This is a genomic window from Paenibacillus sp. FSL E2-0201, assembly GCF_037963325.1.
In the GTDB taxonomy this organism is placed as follows: Bacteria; Bacillota; Bacilli; order Paenibacillales; family Paenibacillaceae; genus Paenibacillus_AQ.
The window spans coordinates 2,684,388-2,702,901 of sequence record NZ_CP150154.1; the positions used below are offsets into that span (position 1 = coordinate 2,684,388).

At 44.7% G+C, this 18,514-nt stretch carries 15 protein-coding genes; 10 read left to right on the forward strand and 5 right to left on the reverse strand.

All coding sequences use genetic code 11. From position 1 onward, the window contains the following. Positions 1-4: 4 nt before the first annotated feature. Both NSU15_RS11740 and NSU15_RS11745 read left to right on the forward strand, forming a co-directional pair. Positions 5-529 (forward strand): hypothetical protein, encoded by a 525-nt coding sequence (locus tag NSU15_RS11740; protein WP_339290506.1) that lies wholly within the window; start codon positions 5-7, stop codon positions 527-529. A 109-nt stretch (positions 530-638) separates the two neighbouring features. Next, on the forward strand, positions 639-1,337 hold the full coding sequence (locus NSU15_RS11745) for a cyclic nucleotide-binding domain-containing protein (protein ID WP_339290508.1): 699 nt from the start codon (positions 639-641) through the stop codon (positions 1,335-1,337). 67 nt (positions 1,338-1,404) lie between these two features. Here the strand turns inward: NSU15_RS11745 and NSU15_RS11750 are convergent, their stop codons facing one another. Together NSU15_RS11750 and NSU15_RS11755 are read right to left on the reverse strand one after the other, a co-directional pair. Continuing rightward, complete coding sequence (locus NSU15_RS11750) at positions 1,405-2,241, reverse strand: IS3 family transposase (RefSeq protein WP_339291227.1); 837 nt, start codon at positions 2,239-2,241, stop codon at positions 1,405-1,407. After that, on the reverse strand, positions 2,157-2,555 hold the full coding sequence (locus tag NSU15_RS11755; protein WP_042123336.1) for a helix-turn-helix domain-containing protein: 399 nt from the start codon (positions 2,553-2,555) through the stop codon (positions 2,157-2,159). The genes NSU15_RS11750 and NSU15_RS11755 overlap by 85 nt, the downstream gene beginning before the upstream one ends. A gap of 213 nt (positions 2,556-2,768) precedes the next feature. On the opposite strand from NSU15_RS11755, the gene NSU15_RS11760 reads away from it, so the two are divergent. The 7 genes from NSU15_RS11760 to NSU15_RS11790 all read left to right on the forward strand — a co-directional run bounded on the left by NSU15_RS11760 (position 2,769) and on the right by NSU15_RS11790 (position 13,183). Then, complete coding sequence (locus NSU15_RS11760; protein ID WP_076117802.1) at positions 2,769-4,463, forward strand: methyl-accepting chemotaxis protein; 1,695 nt, start codon at positions 2,769-2,771, stop codon at positions 4,461-4,463. A 362-nt stretch (positions 4,464-4,825) separates the two neighbouring features. Next, positions 4,826-8,698, forward strand: coding sequence for a discoidin domain-containing protein (locus tag NSU15_RS11765; protein WP_339290511.1), 3,873 nt, complete (start codon positions 4,826-4,828; stop codon positions 8,696-8,698). Positions 8,699-8,860: 162 nt separating this feature from the next. Continuing rightward, a complete protein-coding gene (cysK, locus tag NSU15_RS11770; RefSeq protein ID WP_076117798.1) occupies positions 8,861-9,781 on the forward strand; it encodes a cysteine synthase A in 921 nt (306 codons plus the stop codon). 20 nt (positions 9,782-9,801) lie between these two features. Beyond that, positions 9,802-10,758, forward strand: a complete 957-nt coding sequence (locus NSU15_RS11775) for a hypothetical protein (RefSeq protein ID WP_339290514.1) — start codon at positions 9,802-9,804, stop codon at positions 10,756-10,758. Between the two features lie 244 nt (positions 10,759-11,002). Continuing rightward, positions 11,003-11,821, forward strand: a complete 819-nt coding sequence (locus NSU15_RS11780; RefSeq protein WP_042126653.1) for a histidine kinase — start codon at positions 11,003-11,005, stop codon at positions 11,819-11,821. Beyond that, positions 11,818-12,483 carry a response regulator transcription factor gene (locus tag NSU15_RS11785; protein WP_042126655.1) on the forward strand — a complete coding sequence of 222 codons (666 nt, stop codon included), beginning with the start codon at positions 11,818-11,820 and terminating at the stop codon, positions 12,481-12,483. Before NSU15_RS11780 ends, NSU15_RS11785 begins: the two co-directional genes overlap by 4 nt. A 52-nt stretch (positions 12,484-12,535) precedes the next feature. Further along, positions 12,536-13,183 carry a DUF1775 domain-containing protein gene (locus NSU15_RS11790; protein ID WP_076117857.1) on the forward strand — a complete coding sequence of 216 codons (648 nt, stop codon included), beginning with the start codon at positions 12,536-12,538 and terminating at the stop codon, positions 13,181-13,183. 217 nt (positions 13,184-13,400) lie between these two features. Here the strand turns inward: NSU15_RS11790 and NSU15_RS11795 are convergent, their stop codons facing one another. The 3 genes from NSU15_RS11795 to NSU15_RS11805 are packed head-to-tail and all read right to left on the reverse strand — an operon-like array spanning position 13,401 to position 16,803. Next, positions 13,401-15,329, reverse strand: a complete 1,929-nt coding sequence (locus NSU15_RS11795; protein ID WP_339290517.1) for a CotH kinase family protein — start codon at positions 15,327-15,329, stop codon at positions 13,401-13,403. A gap of 29 nt (positions 15,330-15,358) precedes the next feature. Then, on the reverse strand, positions 15,359-16,087 hold the full coding sequence (locus NSU15_RS11800; RefSeq protein ID WP_339290519.1) for a DUF4956 domain-containing protein: 729 nt from the start codon (positions 16,085-16,087) through the stop codon (positions 15,359-15,361). A gap of 2 nt (positions 16,088-16,089) precedes the next feature. Next, complete coding sequence (locus tag NSU15_RS11805; protein ID WP_042126661.1) at positions 16,090-16,803, reverse strand: polyphosphate polymerase domain-containing protein; 714 nt, start codon at positions 16,801-16,803, stop codon at positions 16,090-16,092. A 219-nt stretch (positions 16,804-17,022) separates the two neighbouring features. Here NSU15_RS11805 and NSU15_RS11810 point away from each other — a divergent pair, with 219 nt between their 5' ends. Continuing rightward, positions 17,023-18,264 (forward strand): metallophosphoesterase family protein, encoded by a 1,242-nt coding sequence (locus NSU15_RS11810; protein ID WP_339290521.1) that lies wholly within the window; start codon positions 17,023-17,025, stop codon positions 18,262-18,264. The last annotated feature ends 250 nt before the right edge of the window (positions 18,265-18,514 follow it).

An 18,514-nucleotide genomic window follows, 5' to 3' on the forward strand; every position in this document is an offset into this window, starting at 1 on the left:
GACAGTGAGAAAGAAGCCATTTAATAAGGGCTGGTCATTTATCGTCATTTTTATTACGGTAGGTTTAAGTTATGGGATTTATCATATTTATTTATATAATGCACCAAGGCAAAGTCATTACTCTCGCGTATCCAGCAGCAATCTAGAGACGGAATATCTGGGAGACATTCAGCTGCTTCAGAGCCTCAAATCGCTCACCAAGGCCCCCAAACTCCGTGACGATATTGAACGGTATCAATATTATAATTTGGATAACGAGACAACAGTGGCTACAGCACGTGGTGATGATAAAATCATTCTAATCAGCGTCTATTCCGATCTGAAGATGAACACTGCCAGAGGTATTCATGTCGGGTCATCTGCCGACGAAGTGATTGAAGCTTGCGGCTCATCTTATTATAAAAGAGGGGAACAAGGGGCTGATATTATCGGGTATGTGGATAAAATCAATCATCGGAGTTTAGAATTTTGGTTACAAGATCATAAAGTGAATATGATCCGATATAGTGTGGACTCTGTTGTGACGTAAGGTGAATTGAACTTATACTTTCTTATATTTTCAAAAAGGACATATGTCCTTTTTTTTGTGGGGTATTCTAAATTACAATGATTTGAGCAAACAATAGAGGGGGCACCACATGCAAACGATAAATGACCGTGAAGCTGTTCGTGCCTTGGCAGTGAAGAACGGTCTGGACGGAATTTTTAGCCCAATGGTAACTCACAAAATGGAACTGAGACGTTATGCAGATGAAGAGAAGCTGTGCTTGGTTGGCGATCAGTTGGATGGGATGTTCATATTGGTTGAGGGCAAGCTCAAAATTCAGACACTGCTGCCGAACGGCAAATCTATGCTGGTGCGGTTTACAAATCCGATATCAGTGATTGGGGATGTGGAGCTGCTTCATCGCTTTCCTGTCAAGAATCAAGTGGAATCTGTGGGTGAGAGCTTGATTCTTTTTGCCGGGAGAAGATTACTGCTGAGAGAGCTTGAGGAAAATACAGCTTTGTTACGTTTTCTCGTAGGGGAACTTAGTCACAAATTGCATACGCTTGGTCAAGCCTCCGCACTTAACCTGTTGTATCCGGTCGAGAATCGATTTGCCAGCTATTTGATGTCTTTATTCGCCGATAAAAACGGTGACCGACGTGTGGAGGAGATTCGAACCTCTAGCCTTATAGAGACAGCAGAGTTGTTAGGTACAAGTTATCGGCATCTTAACCGGATCGTGCGTCGATTCATTGATGAAGGAATTATTGCACGAAATCGTGGGCGCTTAAGCGTATTGGATGAAGGAAAGCTGGCAGAGCTGGCGAACGGAAATTTATACGAATAAAAAGATCTCTAAAGACCATTAGTTCCAGCTGGTCAAGCCCCCATTTTATAGACACTGAAAAAAGACCCTAGGCAATAAGCTGTTTCCGGTACTCTACCGGAGGCAGCTTATTTAACCTTCGTTGTGGCCGATGTTGGTTATAAAATCGAATGTAATCTTCAATTTTCCTTTGTGCCTCATCCATATTTCGGATATCATAAGGATAGAGTCCTTCCGTTTTGAGATGCGAGAAGAAGCTCTCCATAGAGGCGTTGTCATAACAATTGCCTCGGCGAGACATGCTGATTCGGGCCCCAACCTTTGGCAGCATGTCGTGGTATGCATGAGACGTGTATTGGAATCCCTGATCGCTGTGAACGATCAGTCCAGTCACGTCTTTTTGCTGACTCCACGCCTGCTCAAAGGTCCGGAGAACCAGTTCGTTGTCGTTCCTAGCGCTCATTTGATAAGCGATAATTTCGTTATTGAATAAATCTTTAATCGCAGAAAGATAGAGCCACTTTTCGCCTACACGATATTGCGTAATGTCTGTCACCCATTTTTGGTTGGGAGCATCCGCTTTGAAATCCCGTTTCAAAATATTTTTCGCCACACGGTCTCCTTCAGAAGTAGCATAATTACAACGATGTTTTCGGCGGATCCTCGAACGAATGCCTAAATCCTGCATAATTCTGAGTACCTTCTTATGATTCATCCAAACCCCGTGGTCTTGTAGCAAGAACAATTGAATTTGGCGATAACCGTAGACTCCTTCATACCTTTCATAGACCTTCTGAATGAGCGCCTTTGCTTCCTGATCCCGATCTGTTCCTTTGCGCTTCATGAAAGCGTAGTATCCACTTCTAGAGACCCTAAAGAGTTTACACAGGTTGCTAACGGCATACTCTTTTGCAGCGTTCTCAATGACTCTATATTTGTGCGTTTCACCTCCTGCATCCAGATTTCCAAACACTTTTTTAGCATTTCATTTTCCCGTTTGAGCTTTTGAACATACCTATCTTGATCGATATATTCAATACGACGCCCCCGTTGATCTAGTAGCCCAAATTCCCCTAGCTCTCGGTATTTCTTCATCCATCTCTTTACCCGTCCTTGATCTTGTATCTCAAAATGCTCCGTAATTTTCCGATAAGTCCATCTTTCCTCCACATGTAAACGAATGGCCTCTTTTTTAATCTCATCTGAGTAATTTTTAAACTTCTGTCCTTTAATCGCCATAAAAATGCACCCCCTAGAATTTCATCGGATAAACCAGGGGTTTTTTCCAATGTCTATTCTAAGGGGTGCACTTCAAGCCTAGGGCCGGACGTAGAGGTCTTTTTGTTTTTTTAAGCGAACATTCAGTTTAAATTCAGAGAAGCTTAAGGGAGCAATAGTAGGATAAAAGTACCAAATAGAGGCCTACTATACATATAGAGATGAGGAACAACGATGTTCAGAAATATCCGTGGAAAAATAGTATTGGGATTTACTGCTGTGATTGTAGTCTTCCTAGTGGCAATAGCAGGAAACACATTGTTTCAAGGAAAGGCTACGATGCTGACAGATCAGGTCAATCGCAACTGGAACAAGCTGTCGCTTGTTCAGGGATTAACGGATAAAATTCGCACAGCAGATGAGCTAGGGGCTCGTTATGTGATGAGCAACACAGATGCTGAACGTAAATCATATCTGTCTAAGTATGAAGAGACACTTCCATTAATTGAGAATGCTTTTACGGAGCTGGAGAGTGCTAGATTAAGTGAAGAAGACTTAAAGGGTGTAACGGAACTGAAGGGGAAATGGAATGATTATTTGTTCATTTTAAAGGAAGCCTTCGCTTTAGCCAAGGATGGAAACTTCCCGGAGGCGCAGAAGAAATTCACGAATTTATCTTTAGATTCAATGATTGAATCTCAAATTGAGTTTCAGAATATGCTTGTGGAGGAAATACAGATTGGGCAGAGTCAAGCAGAATCCCATCGTAGCAACGCATTGATTACTAGCTTTGGTGTGACCGGATTATCGGTAGCTCTTGCCCTGATCCTTGCGTTAATCATATCAGGACGAATTATTAAACCCCTCCGTGATGTGAACACACAGCTTAGGGAGATTGCAGATGGAGATGCTGATCTAACGCGTAAGTTAAAGGTCCAGTCTAAAGATGAGATCGGAGAACTAGCTTTTAATTTTAATAAAATGACAGAAAATTTGGGATCAATGATTGAACAAGTGAAGCTATCAGCGAATAGTCTCGCGAATTCCTCTACAAATCTTACCTCAGATAGTGGAGTGACAGCAGGTGCCACAGAACGAATATCGGATATTATGGGTGAAGTAGCTTCAGGAACAGCTAAACAGATGAATGATTTACAGACCAATACAATTACAATCTCAGAAATATCGTTAGGAATCGGTCAAATTGCCTCCAGCGTTCAGGATATTTCTGAAGCCTCGCATCGTTCTGCATCGTTTGCTATTGCCGGAGATGAATCACTTCAAGCAGCAGGGCAGCAGATGGAATCCATTAATCGATCCATACAATCTTTGTCACAGCAAGTGCAAGGCTTTGTGAATCGATCACAAGAAATTGGCGGTATTGTTGCTGTCATAAAAGGGATTGCTTCGCAGACGAATATGTTGGCGTTAAATGCGACAATTGAAGCAGCCCGCGCGGGTGAGCAAGGTAGAGGTTTCGCTGTAGTTGCCGATCAAGTTCGTAAACTGGCAGAGCAATCCGCAGAATCTGCGAATCAAATTGCGGAAATGGCGAGCGGAATTCAAAGTGAAGCAGATGATGCCATGAAGGTTATGGTGGGTAGTATGAGTGAAGTTAGAGGAGGCACGGAGATTATTCAGCAGGCTGGACGTTCTTTTGGAGAGATTCGATTATCTATAGATTCACTGGCTGAACAGGTCCAGGAAGTATCCGGAGCTGTGGAAGAGATCACAGCGGCAACGGAAGAGATTGTGGAATCTCTTCGAAATGTTACGGAAATTGCAGAAACTATTGCAGCAAGTACACAGCATGTGTCGGCAGCATCGCAAGAGCAAATGGCCTCGGTGGAACAAATTGCTTCCTCTGCAAGTGAATTGAACTTAATGGCTCATGGACTACAGGGGCTGGTAGCTAGATTTAATGTATAGTGCGAGCTTCAGAGAGTTAAGAGGGAATTTCCCGCTGCTCTCTGAAGCTTTTTTTGTTTGGTTGAACGTAATATCCCACATACTAAGCATAGAAATCGCCATCGACGTCAACCTACCTATAACTTATATTATTACCATTATTAGTTAGTTAGTGGTCAACCTCTGGATATAGATCGGAGACTTGAAAAGTGAGAGTTAAGGAAACAAGAGGATGACTGGCAGCTAATAATGGTGTGATTGTTAAGTCTCGTCGAAACACTATCATATCTATTTTAGGAGGCGGATGTCTATAATAATACTATTTTGAAAGCGCATTCTTAATGGCTGCATAGCTTCACAAATCTTTGGGAGGTGGTTCTCTAATGATAGCAGCTTCTAAAAAATTTACGGGTAAACCGACAGTAATGTATTTTTTGATTGTAATCTTATTTGTAGGTCAGTTAGCTTTATATCCCTCAGTGAGTTTAGCTGCGGGGAATTTAGCCCAAGGGAAGAGTATTACTTCAAGCTCATTCGGCGATGTTTATGTAGCAACTAATGCCAATGACGGCAATCAAGGAACATATTGGGAAAGTGTAAGTAACGCATTCCCGCAATGGATTAAAGTGGACTTAGGCGAAGTAAGCAGCGTCAATCAGGTTGTTCTAAAACTGCCGGCGAACTGGGAATCTAGAACCCAAACATTGTCGGTGGAGGGAAGCTCTGATGATTCTACTTACACTAACTTAGCAGCCTCTGCCAATTACACCTTTAATCCAGCAAGCGTTTCTAATACTGTGACCATTAACTTTACAGCTGCGAGTGCTAGATATGTTAAATTGAACTTCACGGCAAATACAGGCTGGCCGGCAGCACAGCTATCGGAAATTGAGATTTATGGCAGTACAACTACACTCCCAACCACAGGATATGAAGCGGAGAACGCTGCCTTATCCGGTGGAGCAAAAGTCAATACAGATCATACTGGTTATACCGGAACCGGATTCGTAGATGGCTATTTGACACAAGGAGCAACGACTGCCTTTAGTGTTAATGTTGCCTCTGCTGGAAACTATGATACCGCATTAAAATATGCAAATGCTTCAGGGAGCACTAAAACAATAAGTATTTATGTCAATGGGACTAAAATAAAGCAATCTTCTCTTTTAAATCTAGCTAACTGGAATACATGGTCTACAAAGGTTGAAACGCTAGCCTTGAATGCTGGTGCTAATACGATTACTTATAAATATGATGCAGGTGATACTGGAAACGTGAATCTGGATAACTTGATCCTTACTCCGTCTTCAGCACCGACAGCAACACCAACACCGACACCGACACCGACACCGACACCGACACCGACACCGACACCGACACCAACAGCAACACCAACACCGACGCCAACACCAACAGCAACGCCAACACCAACGCCGACAGCTACTCCAACACCCGGGACGGGTTCTAATTTGGCATTGAACAAAAGTATAACTGCGTCCTCTTCAGTCTTTACTTTTGTACAGACGAATGCGAATGACGGGGATGTGACCACTTATTGGGAGGGTGCGGGAGGAAGTTATCCGAACACATTAACGGTTAACTTGGGTAGCAATGCTGATGTTACATCAGTAGTTCTAAAGCTGAATCCTTCATCGGCGTGGTCTACACGTACTCAGACCATTCAAGTGCTTGGGCATAATCAGAATACAACGGCTTTTACGAGTCTTGTACCTGCGACCGTGTATACCTTTAATCCGGCAACCGGTAATACAGTGACGATTCCGGTCACGGCTACGGCTAGTGAATTGCAGCTAAAGATCACTACTAACTCTGGTTCAAGTGCTGGACAAATTGCTGAATTTCAGGTAATTGGTACACCATCTGCGAATCCAGACTTGACGGTGACTGGTCTTACATGGACTCCAACATCTCCCATTGAGACGGATGCCATTACTCTTAATGCAACAGTTAAGAATATCGGGACTCTAGCATCTGCTGCAACTAATGTGAATTTTTATTTAGGCACTACACTTGTAGGTACTAGCCCAGTAGGTGCTCTAGCTGCTGGCGCATCAACGAGCGTATCTCTTAATATGGGGGCAAAAGATGCGGCAACCTACTCATTAAGTGCAAAGGTCGATGAGAATAATACTGTTATTGAATCAAATGAGGGAAATAATAGCTTCACTAGCCCGACTTCCCTTGTAGTTGCACCTGTATCGAGTTCTGACCTGGTTGCTTCCTCCGTCAGTTGGACACCTGGAAATCCAGCAGGCGGCAACACTGTAAGCTTCTCAGTGGCCATTAAGAATCAAGGTACAGCAGCTTCCGCGAGTGGTGCGCATAACATAACTCTGACGGTTTTAGATGCTACTACGAATGCGGTAGTTAAAACTCTTACAGGCACCTATAACGGCGTGATATCAAGTGGGGTAACCACAGCACCTGTAGCTCTCGGTAATTGGACAGCAGGAAATGGCAAATATACTGTGAAGAGTGAAATTGCAGTAGATGCTAATGAGCTGCTTGTGAAACGGGCTAATAATATTCAGACGCAGTCACTGTTCATTGGTCGAGGAGCGAATATGCCTTACGACATGTATGAGGCTGAGGATGGGGTGATTGGCGGCGGAGCTGTGAAGCTTTCAGCTAACCGGACCATCGGCGATCCTGCAGGTGAGGCTTCAGGCAGAAGAGCAGTCACGCTGAACACCACAGGCAGCTATGTTGAATTCACGTCAAAAGCCAGCACAAACACTCTGGTTACTCGTTTCTCAATTCCAGATTCAGCGAGTGGTGACGGCACAAATGCTACGCTTAACATCTATGTTAATGGTGTCTTTAGCAAAGCTATTAACTTAACTTCTAAATATGCATGGTTGTATGGTTCTGAGACAAGTCCTGGCAATTCGCCAAGCGCAGGTTCTCCACGGCATATTTATGATGAAGCTAACATTATGTTTGACAGCACGATTCCGGCAGGAAGTACGATCCGTTTACAAAAGGATAGCGCTAACACCTCTCAATACGCCATTGATTTCATCAGTCTAGAGCAGGTTTCACCGATCGCTAATCCAGATCCGGCTAAATACACTGTTCCAGCAGGCTTTACGCATCAGGATGTTCAAAATGCACTTGATAAAGTGCGCATGGACACCACAGGAAATCTCGTAGGTGTGTATTTGCCACCAGGTAACTATCAGACCTCTAACAAGTTTCAGGTCTACGGCAAGGCAGTGAAGGTTATCGGTGCGGGTCCTTGGTATACAAGGTTTATTGCTCCAACTAACCAAGAGAATACCGATGTCGGCTTCCGCGCCAGTGATACAGCCAATGGATCTACCTTTGCGAATTTCGCTTATTTCGGAAACTACACATCACGAATCGACGGTCCTGGTAAAGTATTTGATTTCTCCAATGTGGCGAATATTACGATCGATAACATTTGGACCGAACATCAGGTATGTATGTACTGGGGAGCTAACACGGATAATATGGTGATTAAAAACTCCCGTATCCGTAACACCTTCGCTGACGGCATTAATATGACTAATGGCAGCACGAACAACCTCGTGTCTAATATTGAAGCCCGGGCAACCGGTGATGATAGCTTTGCGTTGTTCTCGGCGATTGATTCCGGCGGTGCAGATATGAAGGACAACGTCTACGAGAACCTCACTTCAATCTTGACTTGGCGTGCTGCCGGTGTAGCTGTCTATGGCGGATATGCAAATACCTTCCGTAACATTTATATCGCGGATACGCTTTGCTACTCCGGGATTACGATTAGCTCGTTAGACTTTGGATATCCGATGAACGGTTTCGGAGCTTCACCGACTACGAATTTTGAGAATATTTCTATTGTTCGTGCAGGTGGGCATTTCTGGGGCGCGCAGACTTTCCCGGCGATTTGGGTATTCTCGGCCTCGAAGGTCTTCCAAGGTATTCGAGTTAATGATGTGGATATCATTGATCCAACCTATCATGGCATCATGTTCCAGACCAACTATGTAGGTTCCACTCCACAATTCCCAGTAACAGATACCATCTTTAATAACGTTACAATTACCGGTGCACAGAAGAGCGGCGATGCTTTTGATAGCAAATCCGGGGTGGGTATCTGGGTGAATGAAGCTGCTGAGGCAGGTCAAGGTCCAGCCAGAGGCTCAGCAACCTTCAACAATCTGAAGATTACGAATACAGTAACGAATATTAAGAATAATACATCTACCTTTACCATTAACGTGAATCCGTAAGTTGTAGTAGACCAGCATTCAGTTATGATGAAGCCGCCTACCCATAAGTATGGGAGGCGGCTTTTTAAGGTTTTTTAAGTTAGGACTGCTAGTTCCAGAATCGACAGGAGATGCCGCTCAAGTTACAATAATGGGAAGTACAGAAATGAAGGAGGCTCTAGGATGACACCCCTTGTTGTTAACAATATAACAGAGCTTATTGGGAATACACCGGTTGTGCGGCTGAATCGGTTGACCACACCCCAAGATGCAGAACTATATGTGAAGCTGGAACGCTTCAATCCCAGTGGCAGTGTAAAGGATAGAGCCGCTTATAATCTGATCCTGCAAGCGGAACTAGACGGGCTGCTGAAACCTGGAGGAACCATTATTGAGCCGACAAGCGGAAATACAGGCATTGGATTGGCTATGAATGCCGCTGCAAAAGGCTATAAAGCGATTCTTGTCATGCCTGACAATATGACGAAGGAACGAATCAATATTCTAAAAGCTTATGGAGCTGAAGTTGTGTTGACTCCTGCAGCGGAGCGGATGCCGGGGGCTATAGCAAAAGCAATCGAGCTAGGGAAAGAAGTGGCGAATAGCTTTATTCCACAGCAATTCGAGAATAAAGCGAATCCTGACATTCACCGAACAACGACAGCTCTTGAAATTATGGAGCAAATGGAAGGGAAGCTGGACGTGTTCGTTGCATCTTCGGGAACAGGAGGCACAATTACTGGAACTGGGGAAGTGTTGCGTGAGCAGCTTCCGGATATTCGTATTCTTGTTGTTGAACCGCAAGGCTCGCCAGTGTTATCCGGTGGAAAGCCCGGACCGCATAAGCTGGTTGGAACCAGTCCGGGCTTTATACCCGCCATTCTGAATACGAAGGTCTATGATGAAATTGTTCAAGTTTCGGATGAAGATGCACTGAATACTGTGAGAATGCTGGCAGCACAGGAAGGGATTCTGCTAGGCCCATCAGGTGGCGCCGCAGTATGGACAGCATTGCAGGAAGCACGGCGCCTCGGGGCCGGCAAGCGAGTGCTATGTATTGCACCTGATGCGGGGGAACGTTACCTGAGCATGGGAATATTCTAACTTCGTTTGGAGGAATAAGAATGAATAAGCTCATGGTAAGTTTCTTTATTGTCCTTATGTTGGTGGGTTGTTCTAGCAACAACTCTTTGACCAGTGATGGGGATCATGCTGAGTCTACACCTGAACAAAGTGCGGAAACTGTACTGCCTTCTCCAACTCTTCCTTCAAGCGCAGAGCCATTACCGACTCCAAGCAAGCAGAAGACTGATGCTTATCTAGACACTGATAAGCTGAAGATGAGTTTTGGCTTTGCGGATGCAGAGGGGCGGAATATTCTAGTCACCGGGCATGAACAAGGGCTGGATCAGGAGATGGCACAATTAAATGAAGCCATTGGTGATCAGGGTAAAGTGTTAAAAGTGAAATTTAACAAGTGGCAGGATGGAACAGCGGATAGCAATGGCCGGGAGATGGCGCATAATTTTGTGAATCTGGCGGGGTATCTTTTTACGGTGGAAGAAGCAAGTGCGACCCCGGATGAAACCTATTATTTGACGGATCAAGCAGACTTTAAGGTTGATGCGCTTTTGCCTATTGAATCTATGAAGGGCCAACAAGCTTCCACTGTAGAAGTAAGTGTTCGGCAGCGTATTGTGGATACGAAAAACCGTGAAATTCAGAACATATGGAAGCTTGCAGAGCTGTCTACAGATCGGCAGTTGTATCTTGTTCAATTCGTGAGGCTGGATCAGGATATGTTATTTAGTCTCGTCTGGAAAGAAAAAGATGAATTTACCTTTATGGACTATCCTGCGGTGATTCAAGGGGATGAATATTCAGTCTGGCGGGTGGATGATGGCGGAGAGGTTATGCCTGAAATGTTCTCCATTCTTTTTGCTGCCGAAACCTTAAATGGTCCTCTTCTTGGATTAAATTGGTGGGGATCAGAGGGAGTAAATACTTTTTTTCTGAAAAAAGAAGGAGATTTGTTTAAGGAAATGGACATCCAATATGGACGTTATACTTCTCCAATATAGGTAGGGCTTCACGTAAAAGTAGAAATGATTGGGTGCATCGTGAGATGTATCTTTTTTTTGCTACAATATAAGAAAGCTTGCTTGTGATATTATAAATGACAGCATTCACCTTTTAAAATACTTAAATTTGTAACATTAACAGCTTTATATAGCCCGATCGAGTCATGCAGCTGGGATGAGACGGTGATAATGTTAAGCATAAGATGTGCGGGAGGGGACGGCAACGTATAAACGAATAAAGTACATGATCCTGTTACTGCCAACGTTTATGGTAGGAATCTGGGAAGTCGTACGCCATCAGTTTCTAATGCCTTATATTTCAATGGATTTAGGGAACTATTTGACACCGGTTCTCGTGTTTTTAGTCAGTCTTGTATTACTCGTCCCATTGTTCTCTCTTATGGAGAGGAATCAGCGGGAGTTGGAGCAGGAACGTGCGCTTAAGGAAGCAATGAAGGCCCGGGAAGGTCTAGCCAAGGAATTGCATGACGGGATGGCGCAATCTTTATTCCTTTTATCTGTCAAAATCGACCGTCTAGAAGCAAACCGCAAGAACGGTGAAGTCAGTGAGGAAAGTGTGAATCAGATTAAAAAGACGGTCCATGAGGTGAACCGTTATGTGCGGCAAGCCATCGCTAATCTGAAGATTCCGGTCTCTGAGCAGAGTTCTTTTTCATTGGAACAGTCGGTAAAAGACCAGCTAGCCCAGATGGCTAATGAGATTATGATCGAAGCCTCGCTCGATTGGAGTCTGGAAGATGATGCGCTCTCTCCTTCGGAAAAATCAGAATTGTTATCCTGTATCCGTGAAGCGATCATTAATGTTCGTAAGCATACACGAGCGGGGCTGGTTTCAATTACTGGCACTGGCGATGAGAAGAGCTGGAGAGTAGTTGTTGCAGACAACGGAGAAGGATTTCGGCATGATCCATTTGAAGGGAGTGGCAGCTACGGACTTCAGATCATGAAGGAGCGTGTCGAGGGGATGGGATGGAAGCTTAGGCTGATATCCGGTGACACAGGCACCCAGGTTGAAATTACGAAGGGGGATGTCAGTCCATGAGCCGATACCGAGTTTTAGTTGTGGATGATCATGCGCATGCGCGTGAAGCGATGTGTGAGATTTTGTCCATGGATGATAGTTTTGAGGTTATTGGTGTGGTGGAGAGTGGTGCTGAGGCGATCGCTTTCACAGCGCAATGGATGCCTGATCTCATTCTAATCGACATTCAGATGCCGGTGATGGACGGGCTGGAGACGACTCGCCGGATCAAGCAGGAATATCCCTATGTCAAAATCGTTATCGTTACGGTATCGGACGAGATTTCCCATCTCCTCGAAGCGCTGAAGCAAGGAGCACAGGGGTATTTGCTAAAGAATCTGGCACCTTCCACCTGGATTCAATATTTGCAGGCTATTGTTAATGAAGAAGCACCGCTTAGTCGGGAGCTGGCTTTTCAAATCTTGAAGGAGTTCACCGTGCCTTCTGTAACAGATGAAGGGGAGTCGTTGACGGCAAGAGAGAAAGAAATTTTAAGCTGTGTATCTTCTGGATCCAAGAACAAGGAGATTGCCGTGAGCTTGGGGATTTCGGAGCATACCGTAAAAAATCATCTGAAGAACATCCTCCAAAAGCTTCAACTCCAAAATCGAACACAGCTGACGCGTTATGCCTTGGAACAAGGGCTTGCTTCGCGTAAACGGGATTTTCCCAAGGAGATATAGTGGTTTGTTAAATGACGAAATTTATAGGATTACTTATGAGAAGGGGCTAATTATGAACAGATTATCTCGCAAAATAATGACTTTATTCGCACCAGCTGCCGCCACACTATTGTTGTTTGCAGCCGTGGCTAGTGCGCACGTAACTGTGGCACCAGCACAATCCAGTACCGGAGCATGGGAGACCTACACGCTTAAGGTTCCTTCGGAAAAAGATGTGGCAACTGTACAAGTTGATCTGCGCGTTCCAGCAGGTGCAGAGTTTAAACAATATGAGGCTACACCCGGATGGGATGTTACCATTGAAGGGAATAAGGTTAGCTGGATAGCTAATGGTGAGGGCATTCAGAAGGGGCAATTCCAACGCTTCTATTTTACGGCCAAGAACCCTGATGCCGCTGGCGACATTGCATGGGATGCTTATCAGCACTATGCCGATGGAAGCTTGGTGCAATGGTCCGGCGAGGCCGGAACAGAGAATCCACACTCTGTGACCTCGATTGTGCAAGCCGCAGCAGGGGATGAGCATTCTCACGGTGCTAGTGCCGTGGGAGATTCCATGAGTATGGAAGAGCACAACGCTATCATGAAAGATGAAGAGAAGTCAAACAGTGTCAACCCAATGGTCTATATCGCAGTCGGGATATCATTACTAGCTTTTTTAATAGCGGCCATTAGTATATTACGTGGGCGGAAAGAGTAAGAACTAGTTGTATTCCGTGATCATTGTTGGAGATTTTGATAAGAAAAAAGTTTGAGATGAAAACCGAGAACAGTTCCGAGCGAGATATGGAACTGTTCTCAGTAGTTTGTATGTGTAGATTTGGCAATATAATCTTTAAGACATGAAAGAAGCCCCCGTCAATTAACGTCGGAGGCTTCTTCATGTCTTTTTTTGTTGAGGATAATTTCTTACTTTTCTATAACCGTTTGCGTTTATAGAAGGTTACAAAGATTGCGGTTAGTAGCAGAAGCAGGATTGCGACCCCAGTAGTAATGGCTTCACTCGTGCTGCCTTTTTGCTGCATGGCACCACCGCCACCAAAGCCGCCACCGCCAGGACCGTTTCCGCCTTCAGGGATAGTTGGACCACCCATGTCACCAGGCTCACCGCCTGCGCCTCCATTAAATCCGCCTTGAGCAGCTTGCCCGTCAGTGTTGTCTTGCCCACCTTGAACGGCCTGCCCGTTGGCGTTGGTCTGTCCACCTTGAGCAGCCTGCCCGTTAGTGTTGGTCTGATCACCCTGAGGCGCTTGACCGCCAGCTGCTGCTTGCGTGTTACTGCCAGGACCTGCACCGGCATCAGGAATAGCGGGTCCGCCCATGGCGCCGGGCTCACCGCCTGCACCCTGAGGCGCCTGCCCATCAGTAGCTGCTTGCCCGCTTACGGCGTTCGGCGCAGTAGCGCCATCAACAGTGGTAGTGCTCTCGGTCTCCGCGCCAGCCACTTGCCCGTTACTCGCGGCGTTCGCGCCTTGTCCGGCACCAGTGGCACCTGCAGCTGCACCATTTCTAGCGCCACCGCCAAAGCCGCCGCCGCCCATGCCGCCACCCATACCACTTCCCGATCCGTCACCGGAGGAAGGGATGGTGCCATCGAGCTGCTGCTGGATATTTTTCGCCATATTCGACATGAAGGTCTTAACAGATTTAATCCCTTCTTCATATTGCTCGAAGGTGTAGAAAGCTGAAGGATCCGCTTTGACATAGCTGGAAATCATCATGTCCAGCTGGTCCATCCGAGTTTGGAAAGTGTCGTCCGCTAGATAACCATTAATCATCTCGCTGACAATCTCGTGATATTTCGCTTTATATTCGTCATTAGCCAGCAGCTTGGCAATCAGTGGCCGTTCTGCCAGTGCGCCTTGAGTAGGCTCATCAATCAGCACATCTGCGCTGCCCATGCCGCCAAAAGCCATATTATAATCCCACGGCAGAATGGAGAAGACCCCATCGTCTTCATATAAGTAATAATTTTGCTTATTACCACCTAGATAACTGTCCATATTAGCTGTTACCGCATTTAGAGCGATATACTTCAGCGATTCCTCTACGTCGATGTATTTTTCATAATCGGTGCCATTATTAAGCTCATTCAGCATATCGATCAGAATATCATCGTTGGATTTATCCGACTTCATTACCAGTCCAGTATAGAGAGATGGATCATCACCAAGCCAAGTTAAGTCACTGCCTTGACCAGTCATTTCCCCTTTATAAAGTGCACCGTAAGAGTTCCCAAAGTTACGTTCCAGATAAGCGTCGCCGATCTGTTCCACCGCGAGGTAGAAGCCCTTCAGTTCATCGTTGACGTACACATTGACGAAGGAGTATTTCGGCGTAGGGAGTCCGACACTCTCAGCGAGCTCATAGGTTAGGAATTCACGCATATAAGAAGCATCGCTGTAATTGTTATTCAGGTTGATCTTAGTGATGCCGAATAAATTCTGGTTCACATATTCATCAAATGAAATTTTGAAGCTGTAACGATCAGAGTCCGTCATCTGTACTACACTTCTGAGGCTAAGATTTCCTTTGGTTCGAACGGCTACGTTATCGAATTTGATCCCGTTATACTCTACAGAAGCCATTTTGTATTCTTCAGCACTGGCATTATCCAGCATGTCCTGAAAATCATCCGGGTCCAAAGTGATTTTGACATCGACGACCTTATCTTTTGGAAAGACCTGCTCGTCTTGATTTTTCTCGTCGCTCGAGACTACCTTATCCTTAGAATCTGTTGCAGTTTCGTTTGTTGCTGATGGACTTGCGTTCTGGCACCCAGTTACAGCGATGACCAGCAGCAGGCAACAAAGACTCAGCAGGATAGACTTACCTCTTGCTTTCATCTGGGGCACCGCCTTTCATAATATTGTGTTTAGGATACATAGTCGCCGCTATAGCTGATTAGAAGTGCATTTTTGACTCCTTTTAGGTCGGAGACTGTATTGACAAAGCCACCTACTTTATCATCCAGACGAAGCTCCAGTGTTAATTCGATATTGTTTGCAGATACTGTTTTTTGCTTCACATTATAGCGTTTTACTGACTTGGTGATATGGTTGTGTACTTCGCGTTCACTTTCATCACCATCACAGTTAATGACTAGCAAGTATGGAGTTTCGATAGAAGAATGTTTGATGAAGAGGAACAGAATTAGACCGATGATGATTGAACCAACAATTGCTAAAGTGAAGAAGCCTGCTCCGGTTACGATGCCTGCGACTGCTGCCCAGAACAAAAAGATCAAATCAGTTGGATCTTTAATAGGCGTTCTGAAACGAACGATAGACAATGCACCGACCATACCGAGGGACAGCACAAGGTTAGAATTGATCGCGATAATAACAGTGGCAGTAATCATGGTCATGCCTATGAGCGAGACGTTGAAGCTTTTGGAATATAACACTCCGCTAAAAACACGTTTGTAGAGAAGATAAATGAAATATCCGATTAGGAAAGCTACCCCCAAGGTGATGAGCATCTTCGAGATGCTTATGTCGGATACAAAGTTGTCGATCACCGAGCTTTTAATAATATCTGTAAAAGTATTTGTGGTTGTATCTGTTGTTGCGGTTGCTGCTAGCGTTGCTAGTGATGCATTCATAATCAATAATCCTCCCAAGTGTTGGTTTTTAAGAATTTGCGGCAGATTACATATTTTGAAGCGGACTGTCTGTTCAACCCTTCTAACTGCAGCGCAATTTTAATGTACTCCGGAATGTACTCATCGAATTTCACTTCAAAAATAATGAAGTTCTCATCAATCGCTCGAATCGGATGTAAATCCTTATCAAAAATATCCGTCGAATGCAGACCGGTACGTAATTCCTTATCGAATGTAATCCGCACGTTACCGTTCTGACAAACATAAGGCTCACGAACGTAATCGACGATGACCTTAGGCCGCAGTAGGTTGTGACGCATCTGATGGTATAGTTCCATGAACAGCGGACTGTCCGGGACATTCAGGACCTCATAGTTGCCTGCCATGATCTCGTCGTACATTTGACGGGTCAGCGGCTCTTTGATTTTGGCGATATAATCGTCCATTTTGATTTTTTTCTCAAAGTGAATAATGTTGTCTTGAATGTTGTAGATGCGAATACGGTATTTGGCGCGTTCTCTGAGACCACCGAGTTTGTCGGCAAGCGCCGAGTTGTTGATGTCGTCAAAATATAAACTGCGAATATGATATTCGCCACTCTCATTGGCGTGCTCGTCTGTATCAATCAAGCTCTGCAATCGCTGGCGCAATATAAGGTATTGATGATAGTTAATGAAGAATTTCAGCTCATGCCGGAATTGAAGCTTGTTACTCATTTTCCCACCTCGTTTCTATCTCTTTCTCTGTCGTTGGTTGACCTTCTTGCACAACTAATTCTAGGAGACAGACCTTATGCTTAACTTAAAATAGACTGAATGTTAGCTGAATGTTTTACACTGCGTTAACAAAAGTATGGAGGTATAGATTTGACTTCTGACTTTCTGGAAGGCTATCTTAGTTAGAAGACTAGAGAGAGAAATGAAGGAGGAGCCGTGATGAAAGACTATAAATTCGCCATTATCCTAGGGCTAGTAGTGATTGTATTGATCTTGGTGGCTGTTGGGATGGAGTGGTCCAAATCCGGGAGCTCCGCGAAATCATCAACCCCGTATGATCTTGTTACCACCTTTAAAGGAGATGCTGGAACGAGTCGTGCTTTCACTTGGTATACTAACGATTCCAACACCGCAGGAGTTCTGGAGTTGGTCAAGGGACGGAGTTCTTCTTTTGCAAATTCGGATGTATTAAGGGTAGAAGCAGATAGTAGCTCAATAAAAACAGACAATGGTACTAGAGGTGTTCATAAAGCGGAGGTTACGGGACTTGAGCCGGGGGCAATGTATTCTTACAGAGTGGGTAGCGGTGTTGAGGGGGAATGGAGTACAGTTTCGGAATTCACCACGGAAGAGAGAGGACTAGACAGTGCTACATTTATCAACGTTACGGATTCCCAAGGGGATAGTGCGAATGATTTTAAACTGTGGGGGAAGACATTGAGCAAGGCTTTTCAGACCTTTCCAGAGGCCAAGTTTATTGTTCATAATGGTGACATAACGGAGAACCCGGAGGATTCGGGCAGCTGGGATCAATTTTTTGGGAACGTGCAAAGCTTGATTTCTGGGATACCCTTAATGCCTGTTACAGGAAATCATGATGAGGTGGATGGCGATGCGACAGACTTTACTTCCCATTTCAACCTGCCTGATAACGGGGCAAAGGGTTCCGTTGCAGGCACTTCTTATTCTTTCGATTATGGTCCTGTGCATGTATCTGTATTGAATACGGAGAGTAATTTAAAAAAGCAAGCCGAGTGGCTGAAGCAAGATTTAAAGGGCACGGATAAGGAATGGAAGATCGTTGCGATGCACCGTCCGGCATACGGGGGGAATTCATATAAGAAGGTTGAAGATTGGACGGATATTTTTGACGCGTATGAGGTTGATTTGGTACTACAGGGTCATAATCATGAGTACTCCAGATCCTACCCGTTACGGGCTGGAAAAATCATTCCTGAAGGTGAGAATCCGGTAGGTGCTAAAAAAGGTACGGTATATGTGGTAACCAATGCTTCTGCTGGGAAGTTTAATGAGAAAAAAGAAGATCAGTTCTATCATGCGGTGCATTTTCAAAACTACAAGCAAATGTTCGCAGGGATTAGTGTTGCCGGTAATACTCTGACCTATCAGGCTTATGATGTGGATGGGAAGATGCTGGATGAATTTGTGCTCACGCATTAAGCAATAGCAGCTTTCTTCACCCTTAGGGTGGAGAAGGCTTTTTTTAGATTCTTTTGATTTGAGCGGCTATTCCTTAGTTGGTTTTGAGAGCAAACGTAAGTGAGAAGATGGCTGTGTTTGTGAAATGTAATCTGCAGTGTGAAAATGGTACGATTTTTAAAGACAAACTTCATAAAAATACAACCATTTTCTCTCGATAATGAAAAACATTACCATTATAATGAAAGCGTTATCAGTAAATTTTAAATAG

Excerpts from the sequence above, each read along its gene's own strand:
- NSU15_RS11745 (WP_339290508.1), top strand. The coding sequence starts at position 639 with ATGCAAACGATAAATGACCGTGAAGCTGTTCGTGCCTTGGCAGTGAAG.
- NSU15_RS11755 (WP_042123336.1), bottom strand. The coding sequence starts at position 2,555 with ATGGCGATTAAAGGACAGAAGTTTAAAAATTACTCAGATGAGATTAAA.
- NSU15_RS11760 (WP_076117802.1), top strand. The coding sequence starts at position 2,769 with ATGTTCAGAAATATCCGTGGAAAAATAGTATTGGGATTTACTGCTGTG.
- NSU15_RS11765 (WP_339290511.1), top strand. The coding sequence starts at position 4,826 with ATGATAGCAGCTTCTAAAAAATTTACGGGTAAACCGACAGTAATGTAT.
- cysK (WP_076117798.1), top strand. The coding sequence starts at position 8,861 with ATGACACCCCTTGTTGTTAACAATATAACAGAGCTTATTGGGAATACA.
- NSU15_RS11775 (WP_339290514.1), top strand. The coding sequence starts at position 9,802 with ATGAATAAGCTCATGGTAAGTTTCTTTATTGTCCTTATGTTGGTGGGT.
- NSU15_RS11780 (WP_042126653.1), top strand. The coding sequence starts at position 11,003 with ATGATCCTGTTACTGCCAACGTTTATGGTAGGAATCTGGGAAGTCGTA.
- NSU15_RS11785 (WP_042126655.1), top strand. The coding sequence starts at position 11,818 with ATGAGCCGATACCGAGTTTTAGTTGTGGATGATCATGCGCATGCGCGT.
- NSU15_RS11790 (WP_076117857.1), top strand. The coding sequence starts at position 12,536 with ATGAACAGATTATCTCGCAAAATAATGACTTTATTCGCACCAGCTGCC.
- NSU15_RS11795 (WP_339290517.1), bottom strand. The coding sequence starts at position 15,329 with ATGAAAGCAAGAGGTAAGTCTATCCTGCTGAGTCTTTGTTGCCTGCTG.
- NSU15_RS11800 (WP_339290519.1), bottom strand. The coding sequence starts at position 16,087 with ATGAATGCATCACTAGCAACGCTAGCAGCAACCGCAACAACAGATACA.
- NSU15_RS11805 (WP_042126661.1), bottom strand. The coding sequence starts at position 16,803 with ATGAGTAACAAGCTTCAATTCCGGCATGAGCTGAAATTCTTCATTAAC.
- NSU15_RS11810 (WP_339290521.1), top strand. The coding sequence starts at position 17,023 with ATGAAAGACTATAAATTCGCCATTATCCTAGGGCTAGTAGTGATTGTA.